General features: G+C 57.9%; 26 protein-coding genes. 18 read left to right on the top strand and 8 right to left on the bottom strand.

All coding sequences use genetic code 11. The features are described from left to right. Positions 1-5 precede the first annotated feature (5 nt). The 4 genes from MKleb_RS20995 (at position 6) to MKleb_RS20980 (ending at position 5,392) form a co-directional block, all read left to right on the top strand. Positions 6-2,540 (top strand): fimbria/pilus outer membrane usher protein, encoded by a 2,535-nt coding sequence (locus tag MKleb_RS20995; RefSeq protein ID WP_108703521.1) that lies wholly within the window; start codon positions 6-8, stop codon positions 2,538-2,540. Between the two features lie 48 nt (positions 2,541-2,588). Next, positions 2,589-3,653, top strand: coding sequence for a fimbrial protein (locus tag MKleb_RS20990; RefSeq protein ID WP_049103470.1), 1,065 nt, complete (start codon positions 2,589-2,591; stop codon positions 3,651-3,653). A 135-nt stretch (positions 3,654-3,788) separates the two neighbouring features. Beyond that, a complete protein-coding gene (locus MKleb_RS20985) occupies positions 3,789-4,583 on the top strand; it encodes a CatB-related O-acetyltransferase (protein WP_025107301.1) in 795 nt (264 codons plus the stop codon). A gap of 35 nt (positions 4,584-4,618) precedes the next feature. Next, entirely contained in the window at positions 4,619-5,392 is a 774-nt protein-coding gene (locus MKleb_RS20980) for a transporter substrate-binding domain-containing protein (protein ID WP_025107302.1), read from the top strand. 39 nt (positions 5,393-5,431) lie between these two features. Here MKleb_RS20980 and MKleb_RS20975 read toward each other — a convergent pair whose 3' ends face one another. After that, on the bottom strand, positions 5,432-6,352 hold the full coding sequence (locus tag MKleb_RS20975) for a LysR substrate-binding domain-containing protein (protein ID WP_025107303.1): 921 nt from the start codon (positions 6,350-6,352) through the stop codon (positions 5,432-5,434). A gap of 145 nt (positions 6,353-6,497) precedes the next feature. On the opposite strand from MKleb_RS20975, the gene MKleb_RS20970 reads away from it, so the two are divergent. The 11 genes from MKleb_RS20970 (at position 6,498) to MKleb_RS20920 (ending at position 16,690) form a co-directional block, all read left to right on the top strand. After that, a complete protein-coding gene (locus tag MKleb_RS20970; RefSeq protein ID WP_025107304.1) occupies positions 6,498-7,274 on the top strand; it encodes an SDR family NAD(P)-dependent oxidoreductase in 777 nt (258 codons plus the stop codon). Positions 7,275-7,337: 63 nt separating this feature from the next. Continuing rightward, positions 7,338-8,531: an MFS transporter gene (locus MKleb_RS20965; protein ID WP_014839275.1), complete on the top strand. Its 1,194-nt coding sequence runs from the start codon at positions 7,338-7,340 to the stop codon at positions 8,529-8,531. Between the two features lie 405 nt (positions 8,532-8,936). After that, the gene (locus MKleb_RS20960) at positions 8,937-10,331 is read left to right on the top strand and encodes a cytochrome-c peroxidase (RefSeq protein ID WP_025107305.1); all 1,395 of its coding nucleotides are present in this window, start codon (positions 8,937-8,939) and stop codon (positions 10,329-10,331) included. A gap of 7 nt (positions 10,332-10,338) precedes the next feature. Beyond that, positions 10,339-10,980, top strand: coding sequence for a cytochrome c biogenesis heme-transporting ATPase CcmA (ccmA, locus tag MKleb_RS20955; RefSeq protein ID WP_029946929.1), 642 nt, complete (start codon positions 10,339-10,341; stop codon positions 10,978-10,980). Then, entirely contained in the window at positions 10,980-11,636 is a 657-nt protein-coding gene (gene ccmB / locus MKleb_RS20950; RefSeq protein WP_086074038.1) for a heme exporter protein CcmB, read from the top strand. The genes ccmA and ccmB overlap by 1 nt, the downstream gene beginning before the upstream one ends. 97 nt (positions 11,637-11,733) lie before the next feature. After that, entirely contained in the window at positions 11,734-12,471 is a 738-nt protein-coding gene (locus MKleb_RS20945) for a heme ABC transporter permease (protein ID WP_025107308.1), read from the top strand. Further along, a complete protein-coding gene (gene ccmD / locus MKleb_RS20940; protein ID WP_025107309.1) occupies positions 12,468-12,671 on the top strand; it encodes a heme exporter protein CcmD in 204 nt (67 codons plus the stop codon). Before MKleb_RS20945 ends, ccmD begins: the two co-directional genes overlap by 4 nt. Beyond that, entirely contained in the window at positions 12,668-13,147 is a 480-nt protein-coding gene (gene ccmE / locus MKleb_RS20935) for a cytochrome c maturation protein CcmE (RefSeq protein WP_025107310.1), read from the top strand. Before ccmD ends, ccmE begins: the two co-directional genes overlap by 4 nt. Then, a complete protein-coding gene (locus MKleb_RS20930) occupies positions 13,144-15,081 on the top strand; it encodes a heme lyase CcmF/NrfE family subunit (RefSeq protein ID WP_025107311.1) in 1,938 nt (645 codons plus the stop codon). Before ccmE ends, MKleb_RS20930 begins: the two co-directional genes overlap by 4 nt. Further along, on the top strand, positions 15,078-15,635 hold the full coding sequence (gene dsbE, locus MKleb_RS20925) for a thiol:disulfide interchange protein DsbE (RefSeq protein ID WP_025107312.1): 558 nt from the start codon (positions 15,078-15,080) through the stop codon (positions 15,633-15,635). The genes MKleb_RS20930 and dsbE overlap by 4 nt, the downstream gene beginning before the upstream one ends. Beyond that, positions 15,632-16,690 (top strand): cytochrome c-type biogenesis protein CcmH, encoded by a 1,059-nt coding sequence (locus tag MKleb_RS20920; RefSeq protein WP_025107313.1) that lies wholly within the window; start codon positions 15,632-15,634, stop codon positions 16,688-16,690. Before dsbE ends, MKleb_RS20920 begins: the two co-directional genes overlap by 4 nt. On the opposite strand, the gene MKleb_RS20915 is transcribed toward MKleb_RS20920, so the two are convergent. Genes MKleb_RS20915 through speB form a run of 7 tightly spaced genes read right to left on the bottom strand, consistent with a single transcriptional unit; the run spans position 16,687 to position 23,610 of the window. Continuing rightward, the gene (locus tag MKleb_RS20915) at positions 16,687-17,619 is read right to left on the bottom strand and encodes a 2-hydroxyacid dehydrogenase (protein WP_025107314.1); all 933 of its coding nucleotides are present in this window, start codon (positions 17,617-17,619) and stop codon (positions 16,687-16,689) included. The genes MKleb_RS20920 and MKleb_RS20915 overlap by 4 nt on opposite strands. A 5-nt stretch (positions 17,620-17,624) precedes the next feature. Next, positions 17,625-18,353, bottom strand: coding sequence for a class II aldolase/adducin family protein (locus MKleb_RS20910; RefSeq protein ID WP_004123879.1), 729 nt, complete (start codon positions 18,351-18,353; stop codon positions 17,625-17,627). Next, positions 18,354-19,874, bottom strand: coding sequence for an amino acid ABC transporter permease/ATP-binding protein (locus MKleb_RS20905; protein ID WP_025107315.1), 1,521 nt, complete (start codon positions 19,872-19,874; stop codon positions 18,354-18,356). It lies immediately after the preceding gene. 24 nt (positions 19,875-19,898) lie between these two features. Continuing rightward, positions 19,899-20,702, bottom strand: coding sequence for an ABC transporter substrate-binding protein (locus MKleb_RS20900; RefSeq protein ID WP_025107316.1), 804 nt, complete (start codon positions 20,700-20,702; stop codon positions 19,899-19,901). A 9-nt stretch (positions 20,703-20,711) separates the two neighbouring features. Further along, positions 20,712-21,788 carry an isopenicillin N synthase family dioxygenase gene (locus MKleb_RS20895; protein WP_014226468.1) on the bottom strand — a complete coding sequence of 359 codons (1,077 nt, stop codon included), beginning with the start codon at positions 21,786-21,788 and terminating at the stop codon, positions 20,712-20,714. Between the two features lie 12 nt (positions 21,789-21,800). Next, positions 21,801-22,649, bottom strand: a complete 849-nt coding sequence (locus tag MKleb_RS20890) for a sugar phosphate isomerase/epimerase family protein (protein ID WP_025107317.1) — start codon at positions 22,647-22,649, stop codon at positions 21,801-21,803. Between the two features lie 10 nt (positions 22,650-22,659). Beyond that, positions 22,660-23,610 (bottom strand): agmatinase, encoded by a 951-nt coding sequence (gene speB, locus MKleb_RS20885; RefSeq protein WP_014226466.1) that lies wholly within the window; start codon positions 23,608-23,610, stop codon positions 22,660-22,662. Between the two features lie 116 nt (positions 23,611-23,726). Between speB and MKleb_RS20880 the strand changes: the two genes are divergently transcribed. From MKleb_RS20880 to MKleb_RS20870, 3 genes are all read left to right on the top strand, one after another. Continuing rightward, the gene (locus MKleb_RS20880; RefSeq protein ID WP_004135102.1) at positions 23,727-24,638 is read left to right on the top strand and encodes a LysR family transcriptional regulator; all 912 of its coding nucleotides are present in this window, start codon (positions 23,727-23,729) and stop codon (positions 24,636-24,638) included. A gap of 296 nt (positions 24,639-24,934) precedes the next feature. Then, the gene (locus tag MKleb_RS20875; protein ID WP_014839258.1) at positions 24,935-25,339 is read left to right on the top strand and encodes a hypothetical protein; all 405 of its coding nucleotides are present in this window, start codon (positions 24,935-24,937) and stop codon (positions 25,337-25,339) included. Continuing rightward, positions 25,336-26,544 (top strand): coiled-coil domain-containing protein, encoded by a 1,209-nt coding sequence (locus MKleb_RS20870; RefSeq protein ID WP_228740758.1) that lies wholly within the window; start codon positions 25,336-25,338, stop codon positions 26,542-26,544. Before MKleb_RS20875 ends, MKleb_RS20870 begins: the two co-directional genes overlap by 4 nt. Position 26,545: the final 1 nt, after the last annotated feature.

Here is a 26,545-nt window from a genome sequence, read left to right as displayed (position 1 = left end):
ATATTGTGAAAAATAACACTTCGGATATGACTTCCGTTTATTCGGCGATCGCGGCGCCAACCGGCGGGATTTTATTATTGCCGACGGCGCTTTTTCTGCTGTACCAAAGCGGTATCGCGCGGGCGGAGGACTACTTTGATCCGGCGGCATTAGAATTTACTAATCCGCAGCAAAAGACCGCTGATTTACACTATTTTGCTAAAGCTGGCGGCCAGCAGCCCGGGACATACCCGGTCAGCATTTGGGTGAATAACCAGGAGATAGCCCAGGGCGAGGTGACATTTGTCGACAGCAACGGCGAACTGCGGCCGCAGTTAACCCCGGCGCAGCTGGCGGAATATGGCGTCAACGTCAGCGCTTTCCCGGCGTTTAATACCCTGCATGAGGGAGAAACGTTTACTCGCATCGAGCGCTACATCCCCGATGCCAGCAGCCGTTTTGATTTCGCCACTCAGCGTCTGAACTTAAGTATTCCCCAGGCGGCCATGAACGCCCAAAGCCGCGGATACGTGGATCCGGCACGCTGGGATGACGGTATCCCGGCGGCGTTTGTTAACTATAACCTGACCGGGTCGCAAACCCGGCAGACGGATGACAGCAGCCGCTCCAGCTACCTGAATCTACGCAGCGGGGTTAACCTCGGTGCCTGGCGCCTGCGTAACGTCTCGTCGATGGAGTATGACCGGACCCGGCGCTGGAATTCTCAGAGTACCTGGCTACAGCGCGACCTGAAGTCACTCAAAAGCCTGCTGCGGATGGGCGATACCTTTACGACCGGCGACGTTTTCGACAGCGTGCAGTTTCGCGGCGTTCAGCTGATGTCCGATGATGAAATGCTGCCGGATAGCCAGCGCGGCTTCGCCCCGACGATCCGCGGAATGGCGCACAGCAACGCCAAAGTCACCATCTCCCAGCATGGCTACGTTATCTATGAAACGTTCGTCTCGCCGGGAGCGTTTGCGATAAACGACCTCTATCCAACGGCGCAAAGCGGCGATCTCGAGGTGCAGGTAAAAGAGAGCGATGGTTCGGTGCGGACCTTTACCCAGCCCTTTTCAGCCGTCCCGTTTATGCTGCGGGAAGGACGCGTGAAATTCAGCCTGAGCGCCGGACGCTACCATTCGGAGCAGAGCCAGGCGCGCTCGCCGACGTTTTTGCAGGGTACGCTCTTTTATGGGCTACCGGCTGAATTCACGCTCTACGGCGGTAGCCAGCTGGCGCAGGATTACCAGTCGTGGGCGCTCGGCGTCGGGCGCGGTTTTGGCGAGCTCGGATCGCTTGGAGGCGATGCGACATGGGCGAACACCACGACGCCGTCGGGAAAGCGCTCGGCCGGCCATTCGGTACGGGTGCAGTACCAGAAGGATTTTGCCGGCACCGGCACCTCATTTAGCCTCGCCAGCTATCGCTACTCCTCAGGCGGTTATTACGACTTCAGCGAAGCCAGCGCGCTTGAGAGCCGCAATGGCCTGCTGGATAACAAGCGCAGCCGCGAAGAGGTCTCCCTTTCTCAGGCGTTTGGCGGTATGAGCAGCCTGGCGATTTCCGCCTGGTCGCAGGAGTACTGGCACCGCCAGAGCCGCGATGAAACGATCCATCTCGGTTTTTACAGCGCCTGGCGAGGCGTTTCGTGGGGCGTGGGTTATTACTACACCCAGTCATCCGATCGCCAAAAAGACGATCGCTCGTGGTCCTTGAACCTGAGCATTCCGCTTGGCGGCCCGCTGTCCGAGAGTGCGGTTAGCTACAGCACCACCTCCGACAATAACGGACGCACCTCGCAGCAGGCGTCGCTGTACGGTTCGCTTCCGCGCAATCCCAATCTCTACTACTCCCTTCAGCAGGGCTACGTTAACGGCGGCCAGGGCAGCAACAGCAGCGCATCGCTCGATTACCACGGCGGCTATGGAACCGCGCAGCTCGGCTATCGCCGCGATAGCGCAAGCCATCAGCTGACCTGGGGCGCATCGGGGTCCATCGTCGCCCATCCTCATGGAGTGACGCTGGGTCAGACCGTCGGCGAAAGCTTTGCCATCGTACGCGCGCCGGGAGCCGCCGACGTGGCGATTCAGAACGGCAGCAACGTGCATACCGACTGGCGGGGCTATGCGGTGGTGCCCTCGCTGACGGCGTATCGCAAAAATACCATTACGCTCGATACCGAATCGCTGGCCGACGATGCCGATGTTGAACTTGAAGGGCAGACGGTGATCCCCGGCGGCGGGGCGGTGGTGCAGGCAAACTATCAGACCCACATCGGCAGCCGCGTGCTGTTTACCCTCAGCGATAGCCACGGCCCGCTGCCGTTCGGCGCCAGCGTTCGCTTGCGTAAAGCAGAAGACGATCGGGGCGCGGCGCCGGGCGGCATGGTGGCGGATGGCGGGCAGGTCTATCTGAGCGGTATTCCGCAAGAAGGGACGCTCGATGCCGCCTGGAACGCCGACAATCTCTCACGGAGATGCGCACTGCATTTCCATCTTACCGATACCGTACAGCAGGGGCAGAGTCCGGTTAAAACCGTCTCTGGCCTCTGCCAGTAGGTCTGCACAGAGGTGATTTTGCGCATAGTATCGTTTTTATTCCTGCTGATGGCGGGGATTTATAGCCACAGCGGCTGGGCGGAAACCTGCAGAGGAGATATCGGCCAGATGACCGTGAACGTCCAGAATATCAAGTACCTGCCCACGCTGCCGTTGAATACCCAGATGACCGGCATGATGGCGGATAACGGCAGCGGGATTCATTTCTCCTGCGATCTTCAGGTGCCGAAAGCGGCGGCAAAGCGTCTGGTTTATCGGCAGCTAAAAACGGCCTCAACGCCGCTGTCAATCGGCGGTCAGCACGTGTTCCCCTCAGCGCTGGACGGCATAGGATACTCGCTGGGCTTCCAGTGCAGCGGCGGCGCCGTTCGCTTTATTGATGGCAGCCATGCGGCCGGTAATGGGGAATCCGTGACGGTTTGCGACAGCAATGAGATGGCTAATCTGCTGAACCAGCAGCAGATTGTGGTGAAAGTCTTTGTGACGTTTTATAAGACCGGTAATGTCGCCCTGGTCAGCGGCAACCACGCAAACGTTCCGGCGCAGCCGCAGATTGGCGAACTCACTATCCAGCAGCAGGCCGACAGCCGCAGCGGTTTTGTCGCCAGCTCGCCGGTCACGCTCGATATGGCGGCGCTGAATGTCGATATCGGCAGCAGCGGCAGCTGTCAGGTTTCAACCGCGAATATTCACGTTAGCCTCGGCACGGTAAATAAAGCGGAGTTTAAGGGCAAAAACACCACCGGCGGCGTCGCGAAGCGCTTCTCCATACCGGTCTTCTGCTCCACGCCAACCGATATCCGCATCGGCTTTTTTGGCGTCACCTCGCCATCCGGGGGAACGGATACTCTGGCGCTAAGTAAAGCAAACGCCTCCGCGAGCGGTGTGGGCGTCAGGCTCACCTACGGCAATAACAGTGCCCCAGCGCCCGCCGCCGGAACCGGCGTCAAAATCAATGAGGCCAGTAACTTACCTGTACTCAAGCGGATTACCGCCAGCAGCGCGGGGGCGGCGGAAAATATCAACTTTAACGCCCAGTACGTACAGACGGATGACGCGGTAACCGCCGGTACCGCCAATAGCATGGTGACGTTTGCGCTGGAGTATAACTGACCGTCGCTTTCGCGCTGTCGCTCACAAAAAAGAGAAGTCATAACGATTTTTCGCACGGCGAGCGGATCGGTACGCTATCAATGATCGAGAGATTAAGCGGCTGTCCGGTAATACTTTTGTGCGGGAAAATCGATAATGAAAATCGCCTTTGGGGAGCTTAAGCCACTATTGCAGGCGCAGCGGATTTTTGTCGGCGGGCAGACGCTGGCCTGCGGCCACGCCTTTTACCGTGACGACCTGCCGATTGAGATACCGGAAAACTTAGCCACCGAGGCCTATACCACCTACTGGGGACGCTGCGGCGAACGGCTGGCCTCGCTGGGCGCCTTTAGCTATACGCGAACCCTGCTGCCGGCGCTGATTAACGTGGGGCGCTACACGTCGATTGCCGATCGGTTACAGGTGCTCGGCGACCGACATCCCCTGGAGTGGGCCAGCGCCAGCCCGGTGTTTTATGCCCATCATTCCGGCGTGATGGCGACGCTGGCTGCCGATAGCGGCAGGACCAACCAGTTTTATCCTTTTGCAAAAACGCCCCGGCCGATAACCATCGGCAACGATGTGTGGATTGGCCAGAATGTCACCCTGGCGCAGGGGATTACTATTGGCGATGGGGCTGTCATTGCCGCCAACGCGCTGGTGGTCAAAGACGTCGCACCGTACGCCATCGTCGGCGGTAATCCCGCGAAGATCATCCGCATGCGCTTCAGCGAGGCGATTATTGAGCAGCTGATGGCGCTACGATGGTGGCGTTACTCCGCCCAGGATATTGCCGGGTATCCGGTTAATCAGGTTGAGCGCTTTTGCGAGCAGCTCGCCGGGCGGGTGGCCGAAGGAACGATGCCGCCTTTCTCGCCGCCGGTATTGACGATATCCATGATTAAAGATTTTATAAACAATAAACAGCATCCGCTGCGCAGCGCGGTGTAATCATAAACGGTTCACATTTGAACAAGGATATAACGATGAAGTCGAAGTCAGGTCTTGTTTTCGTCATCGCTGCCGTCGCCTTTGGCGCCCAGGCGCGCGACATGAACAGCATTCAACAAAGCGGCGAACTGAAAGTCGGCGTCCCGGGGGATTACGCGCCGCTGGCGTTTCATAATAAAGCCGGGGAGCTGGTGGGCTACGATGTTGATATGGCGAAAGATCTCGGCAAGCGGCTTGGGCTAAAGGTGAGCTTTGTGACGACCAGTTGGCCCACGCTCTCCGCCGACCTGAAGGCCGATAAGTTTGATATCGCCATGGGCGGGGTGACGGAAACCGCAGCTCGGGCGAAAGATTTCGCGTTAAGCCAGCCGGTGGTGCCGAACGGCAAGATTGCGCTGGCTAACTGCGCGGCGGCGCCGGCGCTCGGTAGCCTGGAAAAAATCGACCAGCCAAACGTGAAGGTGGTGGTGAATCCGGGCGGCACCAACCAAAGCTTTGTCGATGAACATATCAAGCAGGCGCAGATTATTCGGGTGAAAAACAATATCGATAACCTTGAAGCGCTGCGGCAGAAAACGGCGGATATGATGGTGACCGACCTGATTGAGGGCGTCTATTACCAGAGCAATGAACCGGGCGTGTTTTGCGTGGCCAATGAGCAGCCGTTCCCGGGCACCGCCAGCTTCAAAGTCTATATGATGAATAAAGATAACCCGCAGCTGCTGGACAAGGTTAACCAGTGGCTGGCCAGCCAAGACAAAAACGTGCTGAAACAGAAGTGGCGCATTCATGACCAGCTAAAACCATAAAGCAATAAAGGTTTTCTATGCGGGTGTGGCGGAAGATATTCAGCGTATCGGGTTTTCCGCCAGCACATCGTGAAGCAGCCAGTCATAAAACACCTTCACTTCCGGGCGCATGACCGCATGCTGGGGCGTCACAATATAGTAGGACCAGGTGAGCGGCCAGCGGCGGGCCGGGTGTAGCTGAACGAGCTGGCCGGTGGCGAGGAGCTGTTGTACCAGCGCCCGGCGAACAATAGCGACGCCGCGCCCGCTGAGCGCGGCCAGGATGACCGCCGACGTTGAGTTAATATGCAACCCGCTATCGCGCGCCGTTGGCGCCTGAGCGGCCTCCAGCACTTCCGCCCATGATGGAAAGCTGGCGCCGGGATAGGGTGTATCATCATGAATCAGCTTTTGCGCCGCCAGCCACTCGCCGCAGACGGTTTTGTCTGCCGGGACGATTAGCGGGCTGCACACCAGCACCGCTTCTTCATCCATCAGCCAGGTTTTATCGACCCCGGGCCAGTCGCCGCGACCGCAGCGTACCGCCAAATCCGCTTCGCCGTGGGCCACATCCATCAGCTTTTCCGTAACGTTGAGACGCAGGTCGATATTATCATGGACTTCAGAGAAGCGGTTTAAGCGCTCCATCAGCCAGTTCATCATCAGCACCTGCGAGGCGGTAATCACCACCACGGAACGCGCCCGGCGGCCGCGAAGCTTATTCAGTCCGCTCTCCAGCTTATCCAGCCCCTGAGTAATATCCTGCAGCGCCGCCTGCGCTTCGCTCACCAGGGTGAGACGCTCTTTACCGCTACGGGTACGGTGCAGCAGCGGATGGCCGACCCACTCTTCCAGCGCCCTGACCAGCTGCCCGACGGCGGCGGGCGTCACGCCCAGCTCGCGCGCCGCGCCGGTAAAGCTGCCGTGGCGGGCGGTGGCTTCAAATGCGTGAAGCCATTTCAGTCGGTTAAGCGATCGCATGGTGAATATCCCCCAGTGAATTTGCGTCTCAGTATAGGCCATCAAGATAGATTTTCTTTGTCGCTTGGCTATTTCTTCTCATTCGTCAGCGCGCTGCAGGAAAGGCATGCTTAGGCCACACAAATAAAGCGTGAAGAGGTGAATGATGAATACGGCGTTTATGGGGAAAAAACTGTTAGTGGTTGGCGGGACCAGCGGTATGGGGCTGGCGACGGCCAAACGGGTGGTGGAGAATGGCGGCAGCGTGGTGCTGGTGGGCAATCGTCGGCAGAAAGCCGAACAGGCGCGTCAGGCGCTGGCGGCAGCGGGGAAGGTGGATGTTATCGTCGCTGACCTGACGAGCGAAAGCGGTATGCAGCAGGTTATGGCCGCTATTAACGCGGAACATCAGGATATCAGCCTGCTGGTCAACGCCGCCGGCGTTTTCTTCCCGAAGCCGTTTATCGAACATGAAATGGCTGACTACGATCGGTATATGCATCTCAACCGCGCGACGTTTTTTATCACCCGCGAGGTGGTGCGCAATATGCTGGCTAATGGCATCAAAGGTTCGATTGTGAATATCGGCTCGATGTGGGCGCAGCAGGCCATCGGCGCAACGCCGTCGTCAGCCTACTCCATGGCGAAAGCGGGTCTGCATGCGCTGACCAAAAATCTGGCGATTGAGCTGGGCGGCAGCGGGATTCGGGTCAATGCGGTATCGCCGGCGGTGGTGCATACGCCGATATATGAAGGGTTTATCCCTAAAGAGGATGTGAAGGATGTGATGAACAGCTTTGACGGCTTCCATCCCATTGGCCGCGTCGGCACGCCTGATGATATCGCGCAAACCGTGGCGTTTCTGCTCAGCGATAGCACCCGCTGGGTGACCGGCGCGGTTTGGGATATTGATGGCGGCGTGATGGCTGGTCGTCATGCCTGATTACGTTCATTATGTCAGTCAGGGTATTGGCATAACGCAAACGAATTCAGGATAAAGAGAGTCATGAGCGCTGAGATAACGCTGCCCGTCGGACAGCAAAACCAAAATATTGTTCGCCTGGCGACGGCGCAGGCGCTCGCAGGGGCAAACTCGGTGGTGTTTTACGCCACAGGGGCGATTGTGGGCAACGCCATCGCGCCCTCGCCGACGCTGGCCACGCTGCCCATCACCATTTTTGTGCTGGGGATGGCGGCCTGTATTTTGCCGTTTGGCGCGCTGGCCAGAAGACGCGGGCGCAAAACGGTCTTTATGGTCGGTACCGGCGCCGGCGTGTTGACGGGAGCGCTGGCGGCGCTGGCGGTCGCGATCGCTTCGTTCGGACTGTTCTGTCTCGCGGCCTTTTTCGGCGGCGCCTATGCGGCGGTGGCGGTGTCCTTCCGCTTTGCCGCTACCGACGGCGTCAGCGGCGAGCGGCGCGCGCGGGCGCTCTCGCTGGTCATGGGCGGCGGCGTGGCGGCGGGGATCATCGGCCCGATGCTGGTGACCGCGACCATGAATTTGTGGCCGCCGCACACCTTTGCGATGACCTTTATCGCTCAGGGGCTGGTGGCGGCGGTATCCGCGCTGGTCTTGCTGGGGGTAAAAACCCCCGAGCCGGCGGCGCAGGCCAAATCGGGCGGGCGCCCGCTGGGCGAAATCGTGCGCCAGCCGGGGTTTTCCCGGACGGTTTTTAGCGGCGCTATATCCTATATGGTGATGAACTTCCTGATGACCGCGGCGCCGCTTTCCATGCATATGCACGGGATCTCCCAGCAGGCGTCGAATCTGGGCATTCAGTGGCACGTGATCGCCATGTACGGTCCCGGATTTTTTACCGGCAAGCTGATTAATCGCTTCGGCGCCCGGCGTATTAACGCGGCCGGTTTAGTTCTGCTGCTGCTGTCGGTGATGGTTGGCCTCGCCGGTATCGACGTGATGCACTACTGGCTGTCGCTGATCCTGCTGGGTATCGGCTGGAACTTCGGCTTTACCGGCGCGTCGGCGCAGATCATGGATTTCCACCGGCCGGAAGAGAAAACTCAGGTGCAATCGCTGAATGATTTTATTGTCTTCGGCGTCATGATGATTGGCTCATTTTCCTCGGGCGCGTTGATGAACCTCTTCGGCTGGAATGCCGTGCTGTGGGGTTCGCTGGTGCCGGTTGCGGTTGCGCTGATCGCATTGTTGGCAGGCCGACGCCCAACGCTAAGGGGTTAATCCTCTTAGCTTTTCAAACGCAGGCGGAATTATTTTTCCGCTTTTTATTTCTGCCGCGAGAGCAAATTTAAAATATGAATTGGTAGGGTGAGATAAAATTCATCTCTCTTTTTTACTGCTTAATGGAAACACGCTAATGTGAATCCTCTCATTAATGTTTTACCCGTTTGTATAATAAGGGTGAATACATGGAAAATTGAGCAAAGGGGTGAGATTTTTAGCCGCCGCGCGCAGCGCAGAATAATATAGTGATGATAGGGTGTGGTTATTATATCTATAGGTCCTGCCTGTCATCGGCTTTGACGCTAATCAATATCCACGGCGCCGTCACCGCTATGATGTTACGTGAAACTATAAATATAAAACGTCATTATCTCAGCTGCAATGCCTCAAAGGAATGATCTTATGAAGAAAATTGCGACCATTACAGCCTCGGTCATTACCGCAGGCGTGTTATGTTATTTAGGGTTGTCAGGCTATATCTGGTATTACGACAGTCAGCGTATTAAAAAAAACGACGTCCGGTTCTCGGCGGTTGCCGAGAATAATAAAGTTCTCTCTTTTTTTAGTGAAAAAGGTTGCGACTATTGCCATACGCCCTCGGCGGAGTTGCCCTTTTACGCCGCTTTTCCCGTTGCCAAACAGCTGATGGATTATGACGTACAGCTGGGATACAAATCCTTTAACCTTCAATCCGTGCGTACGTCACTGATTGACGATAAACCCGTTTCACAAAGTGAATTAAACAAGATTGAGTGGGTTATGCAGCATCAAACGATGCCGCCTACGCGATACGTCGCGCTGCACTGGACCGGCGGCGTTAGCGACAGCGAACGTATTGAGATACTCAACTGGATTAAGCACCAGCGCGAGCGCTACTACGCCAGCGCTGATACCGCCGCGCAGCATCGCAATGAACCTCTCCAGCCGATCCCTAAAAAGCTGCCCGTTGATGAGCGGAAAGCTGCGCTGGGTTTTCGTCTTTATCACGACGCGCGAATGTCCGGGGATAGCACCATTTCTTGCGCACACTGCCATGCGTTAAACGCGGGCGGGGTCGATGGCAGAAAAACGTCTATCGGCGTGGGGGGCGCTGTTGGGCCAATTAACGCGCCAACGGTATTTAACGCCGTCTTTAATATTGAGCAATTCTGGGACGGACGGGCATCAACGCTGCAAGAACAGGCCGGTGGCCCGCCGTTAAACCCCATTGAGATGGCATCAAAATCCTGGGGAGACATTATTAATAAACTGGATAAAGATCCCGTATTGAAAAAGGATTTTTTAGCCGTTTATCCGCAAGGTTTTAGCGGTGAGCGCATCACTGACGCTATCGCTGAATTTGAAAAAACATTAATTACCCCCGACGCGCCATTTGATAATTGGCTGCGCGGTGATGAAGACGCGCTGACCGCGCAACAAAAACATGGCTATCAGCTATTTAAAGATAATAAATGTGCTACCTGTCACGGCGGTATTATTCTCGGCGGCCGCTCTTTTGAACCGCTGGGGCTGAAGCGTGATTTTAATTTTGGTGAAATCACGGCTGCTGATATTGGCCGAATGAATGTGACGAAAGAGGTACGGGATAAATTACGCCAAAAAGTGCCGGGTCTACGCAACGTGGCGCTCACCGCGCCCTATTTTCATCGCGGTGATGTTCCGACGCTTGATGGCGCAGTAAAACTGATGCTGCGCTATCAGGTCGGTACGGATTTAGCGCAAAAAGATATCGATGATATTGTCGCTTTTCTGCATAGCCTGACCGGTGTTTATACGCCGTATCAGCCGGGGCAATAACGGGATGATGAGCGAAAGTTCCCGGAGCTGGCTCAGGGCCATTAAACTGCACTGCGAACGCGATGGTCGGACGCTGCTGAAAGATTTTTCATTCAGCGTTTCGGCGGGCGATTGGGTGCAGATAGCCGGAGGCAACGGTGCGGGGAAAACCACTCTCCTGCGCCTGCTTATCGGGCTGGCCCGCGCTGATGCCGGAGAAATCTACTGGCAAGGCCGCCCTCTGCATCGCGTGCGCGATAGCTACCAGCAAAACCTGCTGTGGATTGGCCATAAGCCGGGAATCAAAGCCAGGCTGACCGCCATGGAAAACCTGCGCTTTCTCCATCAACACGATGATATCGCCCAGTGCCGGGAGGCCCTTAAGCAGGCCGGGCTTGCCGGCTTCGACGATATTCCTGTTAACCAGCTCTCCGCCGGTCAGCAGCAGCGCGTGGCGCTGTCGCGCCTCTGGCTGACCCGCGCCCGCCTGTGGATCCTCGACGAACCTTTTACCGCCGTCGATACGGAGGGCGTCGAACGCCTGATTCAGCGCATGGCGCAGCACACGGAGCAAGGCGGCATCGTCATTTTCACTGCTCATCAATCAATTAGCGCGGCATCCGACAGGATTCGACGCATTGCGCTGTGCGGCGAGAGGGCGGAACCGTGATGTGGCGGATTTTTTGCCTTGAACTGCGGGTCGCGTTTCGCCATCGCGCGGAAATCGCCAATCCGCTGTGGTTTTTTCTGATTGTCATTACGCTGTTTCCGCTTGCCGTTGGTCCGGAGCCGCAGCTGCTGGCGCGGCTGACGCCCGGCATTATTTGGGTCGCTGCGCTGCTCTCCTCGCTGCTGGCGCTCGAGCGCTTGTTTCGCGACGACTTACAGGACGGCAGCCTTGAACAGCTGATGCTGCTGCCTTTACCGCTGCCGGCGGTGGTCGTGGCTAAAGTGATGGCTCACTGGGTGGTCACCGGTGTGCCCCTGCTGATCCTGTCGCCGCTGGTGGCTCTGCTGCTGGGCATGGACGTCTATGGCTGGAAAATTATGGCGCTGACCCTGCTATTAGGGACGCCGACGCTGGGGTTCCTCGGCGCGCCGGGCGTGGGGCTCACCGTCGGACTTAAGCGCGGCGGCGCGCTGTTAAGCATTCTGGTTCTGCCGCTGACTATTCCCTTACTTATTTTTGCTACCGCCGCGATGGATGCGGCCTCCATGCATCTGCCCGTGGCGGGGTATATGGCGATATTGGGCGCGCTGCTGGCGGGCAGCGCAACGTTAAGCCCCTTTGCGACGGCGGCGGCACTACGCGTCAGTCTGCACTAGCGCGGTTTTTGATGGATGGCGCTTATCAGGTTTGCGGCGCCTGGGATTCAGGCCCGGGCTTATCAATGGATTTATCTTTATTTCTGGTGACTGAAATATGAGGAAAACAGGGATTCAACTGACGAATCCGCCGCGGCTTTATCAGCTCTGCGGCAGGGTCGCTCCGTGGCTGGGCGGCGCCAGCGCGCTGGTACTGATCGCAGGCTGGGTCTGGGGATTTGGCTTTGCGCCCGCGGACTATCAGCAGGGCGAGAGCTATCGCATTATCTATCTGCATGTTCCGGCGGCAATGTGGTCTATGGGCATTTATGCCCTGATGGCGGCCGCGGCGTTCATCGGCGTGGTCTGGCAGATGAAAATGGCCAATCTGGCGCTGGCGGCGATGGCGCCCGTGGGGGCGGTGTTTACTTTTGTGGCGCTGGTGACCGGTTCCGCGTGGGGTAAGCCAATGTGGGGAACCTGGTGGGTTTGGGATGCCAGATTGACCTCTGAGCTGGTGCTGCTGTTTCTCTACGTCGGCGCGATAGCGCTGTGGCACGCTTTTGACGATCGCCGTCTGGCCGGGCGCGCGGCGGCTATTCTGGTGCTGATTGGCGTGGTGAATTTACCTATCGTTCACTACTCGGTTGAGTGGTGGAACACCCTGCATCAGGGCTCAACGAATATGCAGCAAAGCATCGCCCCGGCGATGCGCGCGCCGCTGCGGCTGGCGATTATCGGCTACCTGCTGCTGTTTATCACGCTGGCGCTAATGCGCATGCGGAATCTGATTTTGCTCATGGAAAAACGTCGCCCGTGGGTCAGTGAACTGATTTTAAAAAGAGGTCGTCGATGAGCAGCGCATTTACAAGCTGGAGTGATTTCCTGACCATGGGCGGCTATGCCTTTTACGTCTGGCTGGCGGTGGCGTTGACCATTCTCCCGCTGGCGGCGCTGGTCGCGCACAGCGCGATCCTGCATCGTGTCATTCTGCGCGATATCGCCCGGCAGCGCGCCCGTGAAGCCCGCAGGCGCGCGGCGCGGGAGGCGATATGAATATTCGCCGCAAAAACCGCCTGTGGGTCGCCCTCGCGGTGATCGCCGGGCTAACGCTGACCACCGCGCTGGTGCTCTATGCGCTGCGTTCCAGTATCGACCTGTTCTATACGCCTGGCGAAATCCTCTACGGCAAGCGCGAAACGCAGCAGCGGCCCGAGCGGGGTCAGCGTCTGCGCGTCGGCGGGATGGTCGCGCCCGGCAGCGTGAAGCGGGATGCGAATTCGCTGCAGGTGAGTTTTAGCATCTATGACGCCGAAGGTTCGGTGGACGTCAGCTACGAAGGCATTCTGCCGGACCTGTTCCGCGAAGGGCAGGGCGTGGTGGTTCAGGGCGAGCTTGATGCGCACAACCGGATACAGGCGAAAGAAGTGCTCGCCAAACACGATGAGAACTACACTCCGCCAGACGTGGAAAAAGCGATGGAGAGCAACCATCGTCGCCCGGATAGCGCCTACAGGGACACATCCTTATGATGCCTGAAGTCGGCAACGGGCTGCTGTGCCTGGCGCTTGGCGTCGCGCTACTGCTTTCCGTCTATCCGCTGTGGGGCGCGGCGCGGGGGGACAGGCGAATGATGGCCTCTTCCCGGGTATTTGCCGTTCTGCTGTTCATCCTCATTATGGGCGCCTTTATGGTGCTGATTAACGCCTTCATTACCAACGATTTTACGTTGAGCTACGTGGCCAGTAACGCCAATACTCAGCTGCCGGTCCGGTACCGCGTGGCCGCAGCCTGGGGCGCACATGAAGGTTCGCTGCTGCTATGGGTGCTGCTGATGAGCGGCTGGACAGTGGCGGTAGCGCTGCGCAGCAGGCGAATGCCGCTTGATATTGTCGCCCGGGCGCTGGCGGTGATGGGAACGATCAGCGTTGGCTTTCTGCTGTTTATTCTGTTCACCTCCAACCCGTTTGCCCGTACGCTGCCGGAATTTGCCATTGAAGGGCGCGACCTGAACCCGCTGTTGCAGGACCCCGGGCTCATTTTCCATCCGCCGCTGCTGTATATGGGCTATGTGGGCTTCTCGGTGAGTTTTGCCCTGGCGATAGCCGCGCTGTTGAGCGGGCGGCTGGATAGCACCTTTGCGCGCTTCTCTCGCCCGTGGACGCTGGCGGCGTGGGCCTTCCTGACGCTCGGTATTGTGCTGGGCTCCGCGTGGGCTTACTACGAGCTCGGATGGGGAGGCTGGTGGTTCTGGGATCCGGTGGAAAACGCGTCGCTGATGCCATGGCTGGCCGGCACCGCGCTGCTGCATTCGCTGGCGGTCACTGAACAGCGCGCCAGCTTCAAGGCGTGGACGCTTCTGCTCGCTATCTGCGCATTTTCGCTCTGTCTGCTGGGGACCTTTCTGGTGCGTTCCGGCGTGCTGGTCTCGGTTCACGCTTTTACCTCCGACCCGGCGCGCGGCATGTTTATTCTAGCCTTTATGGTGCTGGTCATTGGCGGCTCTTTACTGCTGTTCGCCATGCGTGGCTATAAAGTCCGCTCTCGGGTAAATAATGCGCTCTGGTCGCGCGAGTCGCTGCTGCTCGGCAACAACGTTCTGCTGATGGCCGCTATGCTCACGGTGCTGCTGGGTACGCTGCTGCCGCTGGTGCATAAACAGCTGGGCCTCGGCAGTATTTCGATTGGCGAGCCGTTCTTTAACACGATGTTTAGCTGGCTGATGGCGCCGTTTGCGCTCCTGATGGGCATCGGCCCGCTGGTGCGCTGGGGGCGCGATCGCCCGCGTAAGCTCAGGAGGCTGCTGGTTATCGCCTGCGCAAGCACGCTGGCGCTGTCGCTTCTGTTGCCGTGGTGGTTGGGCGATAAGATTGTCGCCATGACGGTGGTCGGGCTGGCGATGGCCTGTTGGGTCTTTGTGCTGGCGGGAGTAGAGATCGCTTTGCGGGTTTCACGCGGCGCCAGGATGACCCTCAGCTACTGGGGAATGGTCGCAGGCCACCTCGGGCTGGCGGTCACCCTCGTGGGTATCGCCTTTAGTCAAAATTACAGCGTGGAGCGCGACGTGCGCATGCGGGTGGGCGACAGCGTCGATGTCCATGAATATCGCTTTTCTTTCCGTGAGGTCAAAGAGGCGATCGGCCCAAACTATCGCTCCGCCGTCGCGGTGATTGGCGTCATGCGACGCGGTGAACCGCAGGCGATACTGAATGCGGAAAAGCGCTTTTACCACAGCAGCAGCGCCATGATGACCGAAGCGGCGGTTGACGGCGGATTCACCCGCGATCTCTATGCCGCGCTGGGCGAAGAGCTGGGCAACGGCGCCTGGGCCGTACGCCTTTATTATAAACCGTTCGTACGCTGGATTTGGGCCGGGGGAGTGCTGATGGCGCTGGGCGGGCTGTTGTGCCTGTGCGATCCGCGCTATCGCCCGCGCCGCGGATATCCTGGCGCGGAGGCCAGATGAAGCGCTGTACGTTGTTGATGCCGCTGGTCATGTTTATGGCTATCGCGATGCTGCTGCTGTGGCAGCTGGCGCGTAATGTGGAAGGGGACGATCCCAATAGCCTGGAGTCGGCGCTGATCGGAAAACCGGTACCGATTTTCCGTCTTGAGGCGCTGGAAGATCCCGGGCAGCATTTTCAGTCGGATGCGCTGGCCCAGGGCAAACCGCTGCTGCTTAACGTCTGGGCGACCTGGTGCCCGACCTGTCGCGCAGAGCATCAGTATTTGAATCAGCTTTCCGCGCGGGGGATCCGCGTGGTGGGGCTGAACTACAAAGACGATCGGCAGAAAGCAATTGGCTGGCTGAACACGCTGGGCAATCCCTACGCGCTGAGCCTGTTTGACGGCGACGGGATGCTCGGGCTGGATCTCGGAGTCTACGGCGCGCCGGAGACGTTTTTGATCGATGGACAGGGGATCATTCGCTACCGCCACGCGGGTGATCTTAACGATCGGGTGTGGGAGCGCGAATTCAGGCCGCTGTGGGAGAAGTTTAGCCGGGAGGCTGCGCCATGAGATTATTACTGAGCGCGCTGATGCTGCTGCTTTGCGCAAACGCGCTGGCCGCTATTGATGTCATGCCGTTTAAGGACGAGGAGCAGGAACAGCGGTTTCGCCTGCTTACGGAGCAGTTTCGGTGCCCGAAATGCCAGAACAATAGCATTGCGGATTCCAGTTCCGCGATCGCGGCCGACCTGCGGCAGAAAGTTTTTACGCTCATGCAGGAAGGAAAAAGCGACAGCGATATTGTGGACTACATGGTGGCGCGCTACGGCAACTTCGTTACCTACGATCCGCCATTAACCCCGCTGACGATGCTGCTGTGGGTCGTGCCGGCCGCAGCGATCGCCATGGGCGGTTGGGCTATAGTGGCCCGCTCCCGCCGCCGCGTCAGGCCAGGGCAGGAGACGTTTTCTGACGGCCGGGCGCCGGAGGATAAATCCGCCGGGCCGTGGATTTTTATACCTGGCGCGGTGCTTGCGCTGGCGGTAGGTGCGGTCAGCTATAGCCAGACCGGCCACTATCAGCAGGTGCAACGCTGGCAGCAGGCGGTGGCTCAGACGCCGGCTCTGTTGGCGCGGGTGCAGGATCCAAAGGCGCAGCCGCTTGATGAAGACGAACTGCGGCGTCTGGCCCTCGGGCTACGCACGACGCTGTGGCAAAATCCGGACGCTTCTATTGAGGATTGGCTTATGCTCGGGCGTCTCGGCAGGGTCCTGGACAACGCCGCTATGGCGACTCAGGCCTATGCTCGCGCTTACGCGCTGGCTCCGGATAACGATAGTGCGGCATTTGGCTATGCGGAGGCGCTGCTGCGGGTATCTGACCCGCGGGGCGGTGCGCTGGTGCGCCAGCTGATGGAGGGCCAGCGCGTTAACGACCGCCTGCTTAATCTGTATGCGCTCAGTGCATCAGAGCAGGCGCATTTCAGCGAGGCGCTGACGGCGTGGCGGTTGCTGCTAAAACGATTACCGCCGGACGATACGCACCGGGCGGTCATTGAGCATCATATCAACCAGACGGAGCAACGGTTAACCCACGGACATCCCGCCGTTGACGCGCAAGGTTAATAACCACTCCGTTTGTTCACCAGGTTTTTCAGCGGCAGCGCCTGCTGCTGCCGCCGGATGTTGTCCAGCAGCTGGCGGGCAATCACCTCCGTCTGCGCGATGGAGGCCATATGCGGCGTGATCGCCACCTGCGGGTGCTGCCACAGCGGGTCTTCCTGGGGCAGGGGCTCGACGGGGAAGACGTCCAGCACCGCGCCGGACAGCTTGCCGCTATCCAGCGCCTCGAGCACGTCCTGATTCACCATATGCTCGCCGCGGCCGCAGTTAATCAGCGACGCGCCGTCGGGCAGCTGCTGCAGTAAAGGATGGGCGAGGATACCTCGCGTCTGCCCGGTTAACGGCAGGACGTTGATCAGCGCATCCAACTGGCCAAGGAATTCGCCAGCCTGCGCCTCTCCGTGGTAGCAGCGCACGCCGGCAAGGGATTTTTCGCTACGCGCCCAGCCGGAAACCCGATACCCCAGCGCGGCCAGCTGCGAGGCGATATAGCCGCCAATTTCGCCGAGGCCCATGACGCCAACGTGATAATCGGCCGCCGCTCGCTGCGGATACATCTTCCAGACGCGCTCGCGCTGGTGGGCCAGCGCCCGGTCAAAGCGACGCTGAAACCACAGTACGCCCCACAGCGCGTATTCAAACATACCGTGACGAAAATCTTCATCCACCACCCGGCAGAGCGGAACGTCGCTGGCGAAAACGCTGGCGGGCAAATGGTCTACGCCGGCAGACGCGGCCTGGATCAGCTTCAGCTGAGGCGAGCGCGCCAGCAGCTGCGGGTCGGGAAACCAGCAGCAGGCGTATTGCGCCTCGCGGGCGGCGGGGTCCTCGGGCAGAACCGCTTTCACTTCCGGGAATAGCGCGAACGCGGCGCAAATCTCCCGGGTGTACTGAGGATCGTTACAATCCACGACGATGGTGAACTGAGTCATAGGCATTAGCTCTTATAAGAAGTATCAAGACGGTCCAGGCGCCGCAGCCACGCCTGCCACACCAGCTGGCGTTCATGTTCAACCCCCATCAGCTGCTCACAGGCGTGCCGGCTCAGCGGTTCAGGTATCGTATGGATGGGGCCGAGCGGCGCCAGCTGCGCGGCGGCCATCTGGATCTCGCAGGCGCGGTTCAGGTAGTACATGATGTAAAACGCATCGGCGACGGTGCGCCCGACCGACAGCAGTCCGTGGCTTTGCAGGATCATAGCGATGTTCTCGCCGAGCGAGCGCTGGATCCGCACGCGTTCATCGAGATCGAATGCGACGCCTTCATAAGGATGGTAGCCGACGCGTTGATAAAATTCGGTGCTGATTTGGTTAAGCTGCAGCAGCCCGTCTGCGCAGGCGGCAACGGCCATCCCCGGCAGCGTGTGGGTGTGGATCACGCAGTGGGCGTCTTCCCGGGCCATATGGACCGCGCTATGAATGGTAAATCCCGCCGAGTTTGCCGGGGCGCTGCCCTCGACGACCTTCCCCTGCATATCGACCACAATTAAGTTGCTGGCGGTGACTTCGTCAAACATCATGCCAAAGGGGTTAATTAAAAACCGCGGCTCGCCGTCGCCGGGCAGGCGCACGGAGAAGTGGGTATACAGCGTGTCTTCCCAGCCGAAGAGCGCCGCCAGACGATAGGCGGCGGCCAGCTGCTGGCGTAGTTCCCGTTCAGTTGCCATTTATTGCACTCCCATAAATTCACGAATGCGGGTGAGGGACGGATCGGCGGCATCGCTGCGAATGCGCTGCGGCGGCATATCGCTCTGCACGACGCCGTTTTCCATCATCACCACCCGGTCAGAAATTGATAAGGCGAAGTCCATCTCGTGGGTCACGATAATCATCGTCATGCCTTCGCGGGCGAGGGACTGAATGACCTTCAGCACTTCGCCAACCAGTTCAGGGTCCAGCGCCGACGTGGGTTCATCAAACAGCATGATGTCCGGTTTCAGCGCCAGGGCGCGGGCGATGGCCACGCGCTGCTGCTGGCCGCCGGAGAGTTGATACGGGTACTTTTCGGCGTGCGCCAGCAGACCGACGCGATCCAGCAGCCACAGCGCCTGCTCTCTGGCGGCGGCGCGGTCGAGCAGCTTGTGATAGAGCGGGGCGAGCATCACGTTATCCAGCACCGTGCGGTGGGGAAACAGGTTGAAGCCCTGGAACACCATGCCGATGCGGCGTACGCCCGCGCGCATTTGCTGTTTATCAACAATGGAGGCGCCCTTCAGGTAATCCTCGCCGTAAAGAATGATCTCGCCGCCGTCGATGCTTTCAAGGGCGTTAATGGTGCGGATCAGGGTGGTTTTGCCGGAGCCGGACGGGCCGATGATACTGATTACCTCGCCGTTTTCCACTTTCAGGTCGATGCCTTTCAGTACGTGGTGCTGGCCCCAGGATTTTTCGATGGCGTGCAGATCCAGCGCCGGCGGGTTGCCGCTGGCGGCCTGCGCTTTTTGCGTCTGTACCGGCGGCTTCAGGTTCAGGCGCAGGGTTTCGCATTCACGCTCGTTGAGCGTTTGCGGGCGCTTACGCTGAATATCCAGCAGGTTTTCCAGCGCCCGGAACAGCCAGCTAAACACCGTGACGACCATAACGTAGTAAATGGCGACCGCCAGCAGCGTCTCCATGACGAGAAAATTCTGCGCGTACAGGCGCTGGCCGGTCAGCAGCAGCTCCGGCAGCGAAATAACCGACAGAATCGAGCTGAGCTTGATGATGGTGATGTATTCGTTAATCAGCGTGGGCAGGGAAATACGAAACGCCTGCGGGATAATAATTAAGCGCTGAATCCCGATAAAGCTAAAGCTTAAGGCATGCCCGGCTTCGCTTTGCCCCCTGGCGACCGAAAGCAGGCCGCCGCGATGGATTTCCGCCATGTAGGCCGCTTCGGTCACCGTCATCGAGACCAGCCCGGCAATAAACGGAACGCCGAGCAGCGGTTGGGTGGCCGGAAACAGCTGCGGCAGGTTATAGACAAAGACCAGCAGGACCATCAGCGGTACGCTGCGGAAAAACCAAATATAGAGTTCGACGGGAACCTTCAGCCAGCGCGGGCCGGAGAGCTTCGCGCAGGCTAAAAGAAAACCTAATATCAGGCCAATAAACCAGGACAATGAACTGACGACAACCACGGTGACACACGCCTGCCAGAATGCCCCAACGCTAAATAATGAAAAAAAGTATCCCCAATCGAACTCCATACCGACTCCCGTTTAATTATTGTATTAATTGATGCTTTCTAAGTTGTATTTCTTGATGATGGCGTCATATTTGCCGTTGGCTTTAAGGGTGGCTAACGTTGATTTAATGGCCTCGGCCAGCTCGGTGTTGCCTTTGGCGACGTAAATTCCCAGCGGCAGCGGATAGACCAGACGGTTCGAGCTAATGGCCAGGCGGCCGCGGCTTTTCTCGACGATAATTTGCGCCGCCGGGGCGATTTCTAACTGGGCGTTGATATTTTTCGACAGCAGGGCCTGGGAGGCTTCCGGCGCGGTCGGGAATTCCTGGATACTAATGGCCGGTTTGCCGTTTTTCAGGCAGTACTCGTCGGAGTGCGTTTTCAGGCTGGAAACCCAGGCGGTACCCGCCTGCAGACCTACCTTCACGCCGCACAGTTCGTCTTCCGTTTTTGGCTGAATGGCGCTGCTTTTCAGCGCAATAATGGACGCGCCGGAGAGGGCGTAAGGGATGGCGTCCGCCTGCTTCTGGCGCTCGGGCGTCACGTACATCCCGGAGATCACCGCATCGTATTTTTTACCGATACCTAAGATCAGGCTGGTGAATTTTGTGTCGATAAGCTGCGGTTTGGCCTTCAGCTGTTCGGCGATCAGCGCCGCGAACTCCGGGTCGATGCCGACAATATTGTTATTGCTGTCATAGGATTCAAAAGGCGGATAGGTCACCTCCATCCCGACTTTAAAGACGCCCTCGGTCAGCAGCTCAGCGGCCTGAGCCAGCGGGGAAAAACAAGCGGTGACGGCGATGGATAAAGCCACACGGCGCGAGATTTTTTTTAGCGTTTTGTTCATCATTTATCCTCACGGGTTATTTACGGTTTTTTGCTGTGCTTGTTTTTTCAGATGGCCAAAGGTGTTAGTGCCGCGGGCGCGTTCGGGGAGCTGGAGCTCGCCTCGGGTGACTTTCTCGCGCAGGTAGCGATAGGTCTGTAACGCCTGGCTCCACATATGCTCACCAATGCTCAGTTCTTGATATTCGCTGGCTTCGCCTGCCTCAAGGAAGCCCGGCAGCGGGCGAATCAGCGTGTGGTAGTCGCAGGCGAAAAACAGCGGGAAGGAGTAGCGTTCCTGCGGCACCTTGCGTACGCGGTGTGCGGTTGCAACAAATGTGCCAGCGCTCAGGACTTCCAGCATGTCGCCGATATTAATCACGAAAGCCTCTTCTCCGGCCGCGTTCTTCAGCGGCGGGGCGTCGATCCAGTCGCTATCTTCATTCAGCACTTCAAGACCCGGCTGGTCGGCGAGCAGCAGGGTGAAGCATTCATAGTCGGTGTGTGCACCAATACCGGGAACATCTTCGGCGCTGGCGTCAAAGGGGTAGTGGATCAGACGCAGCTTTGACGGCGGGCAGGTAACCATCGACCTGAAATAGCCCTCCGGCAGGCCAAGGGCGAGAGCGAAGGCGTCAAACAGGCGATGCCCAAGGGCGAAAACCGCGTCATAGTAGGCCAGCACGCGGGATTGAAATTCCGGCACGTCCGGCCACTCGTTGGCGCCAATCAGCGGCGTTTTCGCCACGACGAACGGGTGGTCGTCGGCGGCCTGAAAGCCGATATCAAACGCCTCTTTGTGATCCGGCTTGCCGGAGCCGTAAATCTCTTCCCCTTCGGGAACGTAGCCCTTATGGCTTTTCGACTGTCCGATGTAGTACGCCATCTTGCGCTCCATCGGCAGGGCGAAAATCTCTTTGGCCGCCGCGCGGATCCCGGCAATCAGTTCGGGCGCGATGCCGTGGCCGGTAACGTAGAAAAAGCCGACTTCGCGGGCCGCCTGGCCGATGGCGTCGGCCACCGCCTGGCGTCGGACGAGATCGTCGCAGGCCAGGTCGCTGATATCGATGGTCGGTAATTCAGTAAACGAACTTTTTGCAGCGGTCATTTATTCCGTTCCTTATTCAGTTTGCGAGGTGAATTCAACAAAATGCTGCTGTTCACGCTGGGCCATCCAGGCGTTCAGCGACCACAGGTCGGCGACCGGAACGTTGGTAAACGGCAGGTGATGCAGGTAGCCATCGGGGCCAAATTCCGGCGTAAGCGTGGTGTACTGGTAGCCGCGCCGGCGCTGCGATTGCCAGATCTGTTCCCAGAAGCGCTGCTGAAACCGCAGGGCCGCCCGATATTCCGGCGCGGCGGGGTGCGGCACCTGCGGCCCCTGGTCGTACCCGGCGCGGGCCTGAATATGGTGGACCCGTTCGATAAAGGCGCTGAAGTCATCGCAGGGGTCATCCAGCAGGCGTTCGCTTACCACGATCCAGTGGCTGATATCGGCGGTAAAGCGCAGCTGCGGCAGCTGTTGAATTATCTCCAGCGTCAGCCACGGGCTATACAGCGACGTGGCGCGATGGGTTTCAAAGCTGCAGAACAGTTCATATTCGGCGGCGAGCTCATGCGCTCTGCCGAGAAAATCCACCTGCTGCGCCAGCGGCCAGCGGTCGTTACCGGCCAGCAGATTGACGAAGCGCGGATTAAGCGCTTTTGCCGCCGCAAAACGTTCTTTTAAGCGCTCCAGATGCTGCGCGGGCGTCTCGGCCTGGGCCGGAATAACTCCGCCGCCGCTGAACACAATGGCGATATACTCAAGCGCGGACGCTTCGATGCGTTGGGCCAGCGTCCGCTGCTCTTCTGGCGTCAGCGGAACCCGCGCTTCAATACCGCAGCAGCCGACGCTCCGGAGTTCGCTGACCGTTTGCTGCCACGGGGTGGTGACGCCCCACAGCGTGCGAAAGACGTTAAGCTGCATGGTTTTTCCTCTATGGATATTTCACGCCCGGGAGAACGCAGAGCATTTCATACAGCAGGTTGGCGGCCAGCTGGGACGTGTTGCCGCTGACGTCATAGGGGGGCGAGACCTCGACCAGGTCGCAGCCAATCAGGTTCAGACCGCGGCAGCCGCGCACGATTTCCAGCGCCTGAATCGACGTCAGTCCGCCCACTTCCGGGGTTCCGGTGCCGGGGGCCCAGATCGGGTCGAGGCTATCAATATCGAAGCTGAGATAAACCGGGCCAGCCCCCATTTGCTGGCGCACTTCGGCCATCAGCGGGGTCAAAGATTTGTGCCAGCACTGCTCGGCCTGAACCAGACGAAAACCGCGATCGACGCCCCACTGGAAGTCACCGGCGGCGTAGCCCTGCGCGCGCTGGCCAATCTGGACGACGCGTTTAAGATCCAGCAGCCCCTCTTCGACGGCGCGGCGGAAGGTGGTGCCGTGGGCAATCTTTTCGCCGAACATCTCATCGTTGGTATCGGTGTGGGCATCGACGTGAATCAGCCCAACCGGACCGTGCTTTTTGGTCAGCGCGCGCAGAATCGGCAGGGTAATGGTGTGATCGCCCCCCAGCGTCAGGGGGATAAGCGGAAAACTATTTAAACCGGTGTAGTAATCCTCGATAATCTGCACCGATTTGAGCAGGTTGTAGGTATTGATCGGTACATCACCGATATCTGCCACCGACAGTGAATCAAAAGGCGCGGCGCCGGTGGCCATGTTGTACGGGCGAATCATTACCGATTCGGTACGAATATAGCGCGGTCCGTAGCGCGTTCCGGAACGCTGTGAGGTTCCGATATCCAGCGGGATGCCGACAAACGCTGCATCAAGTCCCTGTAAATCTTCGATAAATGGCAGGCGCATCATCGTGGCGCGGCCACCAAAACGCGGCATCTCGTTGCCACCCTGCGGTTGATGAAAGACGTTATCCATTTCAGCTCCTGAATCTGACAAACAAAACTCAACAGCAGGGATAGTGCGAAAGATGTGCTGGACTTTAAATCGTCTGCCGCAAATACTTAGTTCATTTATTAGTGAACTAAGACGCTATGCTTAACGACGCGACGCTTAACATTCGACAGCTCCAGGTTTTTGAGGCGGTGGCCCGTCTTGAGAGCTATGGCCGGGCCCAGCAGGAGCTGGGGATTTCCGTTTCCGCGATCAGCAATGCGATGTCGCAGCTGGAAGGCCAGCTTGGCTTTAGCCTGTGTCAGCGCGGGCGCGGCGGCTTTGCGTTGACCGAAAAAGGGCAGCATTTTTTACAGCAGGCGATCCGCGTGCTGAGCGAACTGAATGAACTGGAGCGCCAGTCGGCGCTGCTGAAAGGCGAGCATAGCGGCACGATTTGTATCTCAACGCTCGATTCCATCGAGACGGAGACCGCGCTGTCGCTGCCGGTCGTGCTGCGCAGCTTTAGCGATAAGTTTCCTAATGTGCATATCAAGCTGATTATCCGTACCCCGGCGGAACAGCTTAACGGCGTATTGAATAACCATATCGATCTCGCCATCGGCAGCTACAACTCGCGGGTGCATAACATCATCAGCGAACCGCTCTATCGCGAGCAGCACTGGCTCTACTGCAGCGACCTGCATCCCATGTTCTTCAGTCGACAGCTCGATAAAGAGCTGATCAGCCAGTGTCCGCTGGTGACGCGCAGCTACTGGAATACCAGCGATCTGCGGCGGCGCGGGTTCAGCAAGGGCAGCGCGACCGTTGAAACCGTCGATGCGCAGCTGCTGCTCATCCTCTCCGGGAAATATATCGGCTACCTTCCCGAGCACTACGCCTGGCCGTGGATTAAGGAGAATCGCCTGCGCGTACTGCTGCCCAATGAGTTTGGCTTTCAATCTCCCTTCTCGGCGATATGCAAGCGCGGGCGCAGCAACGAACCCTACCTGAAGGAGTTTCGCAATCTACTCAAGAAGAATACGGTGGCCAGACCGAAGTGGAGTGAATGAGATTCGTATTGAATGAGTAACAGCTTATGCCTGATATGAATTGTAAAAAGACCGCTCAATATCAGGCATATAAAAGGTAATGTGTCATTAATCATATGGGGGTGAGAAAAAGCTTAGATAAAAATATCGTCCTGCACCTGGATAATTCCCATTCCTGATCTGGTTAAAAAATGACCTTTTTGTGTGTTTTTTCTGAATTAATGTTAAATCCAACGCCTGACGTTGTTTGTTAAAATTTTTTCTGCTGCAATCGACAAATATATTTTTGACGTATTTTTTTTCTAATGGATGGGAAGATGATAAGAAATAGCTTATTGGCATTGGTGTGCATTTCTGTAGGTTTATTACAGGGGTGTACTAATGGTAAAAAACCGCAGAGCGCACTCATAAAAAAAGATGTCATTCAAAATGAACAGCCCGCGCAGGTTCCTGCTTTACAGCAGTGTATCCAGGATGCCGACGCTTTAGTTAAGCTCGATAAAAAGTTTCAGCAGGACTCAAACGAGCTGTATGGTTTAATCAATGATGCTAAGTTTTATGCTTCTGTTTCAGACCAAACCTCCGCCAGCGTAAAATCAACGATTACACCGCTTTTTGAATACAAGATAAACGATAAGTGTAATAGCATTTCGCAGAAATTAATTAAAGAGTTTGAAAGCCGGGCAAGAAAATCTGAACTCAAGGATGGGCTGGCCAGATGATGGACGATAAGGGGAAACTGAATATATGCAATCTACGAGGTCCTGCGATTGTATTTGCTCTTTTTACCCTTATTGTTGTGTTTCCTGCTCGTGCTGAGCCGGGAGACTTCCTTGATAATATATCGAAACTCGAAATAAACAATCCGCCGGCCTCAGGCGCCGCCAGCGGGGAGTCGGTCTCGTCTAAGCAAAATAACGATAGCCCTGATAAAAAAACGCCTCAGAAGCAGGACGTCGTCAGAAAAAAAAGCCATCAGAATAAAACAGAGAGTACGATTAACGCTCTGCGGAAACAGAATGCGGAGCTGAGCGCTGCCGCCAAAGCGGCGGAGAAAAAGCGCGCTGAAACGACGCGCGAACTGTCGGCGCAGATCGCCACGCTGAAGGCTCAGAGTGAACAGCGTGTACAGAAAGAGAGCGGCGAAACTGCCGCCGTGAGCGCGCTGAGCAAAAAGAACGCCGAGCTGGCCGCCGCTGCCGAAGCGGCGCAGAAAAAACTGGATGAGACCACCCGCTCGCTGACGGCGCAGATCGCCGCATTGACAGCACAGCGTGCACAGAACGAAAGCGGGCAGACCACCGCGCTTGATGCGCTGAGCAAAAAGAACGCCGAGCTGGCCGCCGCTGTCGAAGCGGCGCAGAAAAAACTGGATGAGACCACCCGCACGCTGTCGGTGCAGATTGCCGCGCTGAAAACGCAGAAGGAGCAGAGTGAGAACCTGCAGAAATCGACGATCGATACGCTGACGGGAAAGAATCTGGAACTGCGCGCCGCTGCCGAATCTGCACAGAAAAAGCAGGATGAGACAACCCGCGCGCTGTCGGCGCAGATTGCCGCGCTGACCAAAAAGAACGCCGAGCTGGCCGCCGCCGCCGAAGCGGCGCAGAAAAAGCAGGATGAGACCACCCGCGCGCTGTCGGCGCAGATCGCCATGCTGAACAAGCAGCGCGCGGAAAGAGAAGGCCAGCAGAAAACCGCGCTTGATGCGCTGACCAAAAAGAACGCCGAGCTGAACGCCGCCGCCGCAACCGCGCAGAAAGAATATGATGTTTCAGTCGCTGCTTTAAACGATAAAAATAAAAAATTACAGTCTACGCTCGATAGCCTGGCCATCAAGCAAAGTGATTCAGCCTTGCGGATAAAAGTCATAAAAATGCCTATGCGCTCGGCGTTTTCTACCTTACCCAGGCGCTATCCGATGTGAA

The sequence above is a fragment of the Klebsiella sp. PL-2018 genome (genome assembly GCF_019048985.1).
GTDB lineage: Bacteria > Pseudomonadota > Gammaproteobacteria > Enterobacterales > Enterobacteriaceae > Klebsiella > Klebsiella michiganensis.
This window is presented reverse-complemented; position numbering and strand designations above follow the sequence as displayed.

Bases quoted from the DNA above. Each gene is read 5' to 3' on its own strand.
- ccmD (WP_025107309.1), top strand. From the start codon at position 12,468: ATGAGCAGCGCATTTACAAGCTGGAGTGATTTCCTGACCATGGGCGGC.
- MKleb_RS20890 (WP_025107317.1), bottom strand. From the start codon at position 22,649: ATGCAGCTTAACGTCTTTCGCACGCTGTGGGGCGTCACCACCCCGTGG.
- MKleb_RS20895 (WP_014226468.1), bottom strand. From the start codon at position 21,788: ATGACCGCTGCAAAAAGTTCGTTTACTGAATTACCGACCATCGATATC.
- ccmB (WP_086074038.1), top strand. From the start codon at position 10,980: ATGTGGCGGATTTTTTGCCTTGAACTGCGGGTCGCGTTTCGCCATCGC.
- MKleb_RS20875 (WP_014839258.1), top strand. From the start codon at position 24,935: ATGATAAGAAATAGCTTATTGGCATTGGTGTGCATTTCTGTAGGTTTA.
- MKleb_RS20985 (WP_025107301.1), top strand. From the start codon at position 3,789: ATGAAAATCGCCTTTGGGGAGCTTAAGCCACTATTGCAGGCGCAGCGG.
- MKleb_RS20980 (WP_025107302.1), top strand. From the start codon at position 4,619: ATGAAGTCGAAGTCAGGTCTTGTTTTCGTCATCGCTGCCGTCGCCTTT.
- MKleb_RS20970 (WP_025107304.1), top strand. From the start codon at position 6,498: ATGAATACGGCGTTTATGGGGAAAAAACTGTTAGTGGTTGGCGGGACC.
- dsbE (WP_025107312.1), top strand. From the start codon at position 15,078: ATGAAGCGCTGTACGTTGTTGATGCCGCTGGTCATGTTTATGGCTATC.
- MKleb_RS20915 (WP_025107314.1), bottom strand. From the start codon at position 17,619: ATGACTCAGTTCACCATCGTCGTGGATTGTAACGATCCTCAGTACACC.
- MKleb_RS20945 (WP_025107308.1), top strand. From the start codon at position 11,734: ATGAGGAAAACAGGGATTCAACTGACGAATCCGCCGCGGCTTTATCAG.
- MKleb_RS20975 (WP_025107303.1), bottom strand. From the start codon at position 6,352: ATGCGATCGCTTAACCGACTGAAATGGCTTCACGCATTTGAAGCCACC.
- MKleb_RS20905 (WP_025107315.1), bottom strand. From the start codon at position 19,874: ATGGAGTTCGATTGGGGATACTTTTTTTCATTATTTAGCGTTGGGGCA.
- MKleb_RS20900 (WP_025107316.1), bottom strand. From the start codon at position 20,702: ATGAACAAAACGCTAAAAAAAATCTCGCGCCGTGTGGCTTTATCCATC.
- MKleb_RS20965 (WP_014839275.1), top strand. From the start codon at position 7,338: ATGAGCGCTGAGATAACGCTGCCCGTCGGACAGCAAAACCAAAATATT.
- speB (WP_014226466.1), bottom strand. From the start codon at position 23,610: ATGGATAACGTCTTTCATCAACCGCAGGGTGGCAACGAGATGCCGCGT.
- ccmA (WP_029946929.1), top strand. From the start codon at position 10,339: ATGAGCGAAAGTTCCCGGAGCTGGCTCAGGGCCATTAAACTGCACTGC.
- MKleb_RS20880 (WP_004135102.1), top strand. From the start codon at position 23,727: ATGCTTAACGACGCGACGCTTAACATTCGACAGCTCCAGGTTTTTGAG.
- MKleb_RS20870 (WP_228740758.1), top strand. From the start codon at position 25,336: ATGATGGACGATAAGGGGAAACTGAATATATGCAATCTACGAGGTCCT.
- MKleb_RS20920 (WP_025107313.1), top strand. From the start codon at position 15,632: ATGAGATTATTACTGAGCGCGCTGATGCTGCTGCTTTGCGCAAACGCG.
- MKleb_RS20930 (WP_025107311.1), top strand. From the start codon at position 13,144: ATGATGCCTGAAGTCGGCAACGGGCTGCTGTGCCTGGCGCTTGGCGTC.
- MKleb_RS20990 (WP_049103470.1), top strand. From the start codon at position 2,589: ATGGCGGGGATTTATAGCCACAGCGGCTGGGCGGAAACCTGCAGAGGA.
- MKleb_RS20960 (WP_025107305.1), top strand. From the start codon at position 8,937: ATGAAGAAAATTGCGACCATTACAGCCTCGGTCATTACCGCAGGCGTG.
- ccmE (WP_025107310.1), top strand. From the start codon at position 12,668: ATGAATATTCGCCGCAAAAACCGCCTGTGGGTCGCCCTCGCGGTGATC.
- MKleb_RS20910 (WP_004123879.1), bottom strand. From the start codon at position 18,353: ATGGCAACTGAACGGGAACTACGCCAGCAGCTGGCCGCCGCCTATCGT.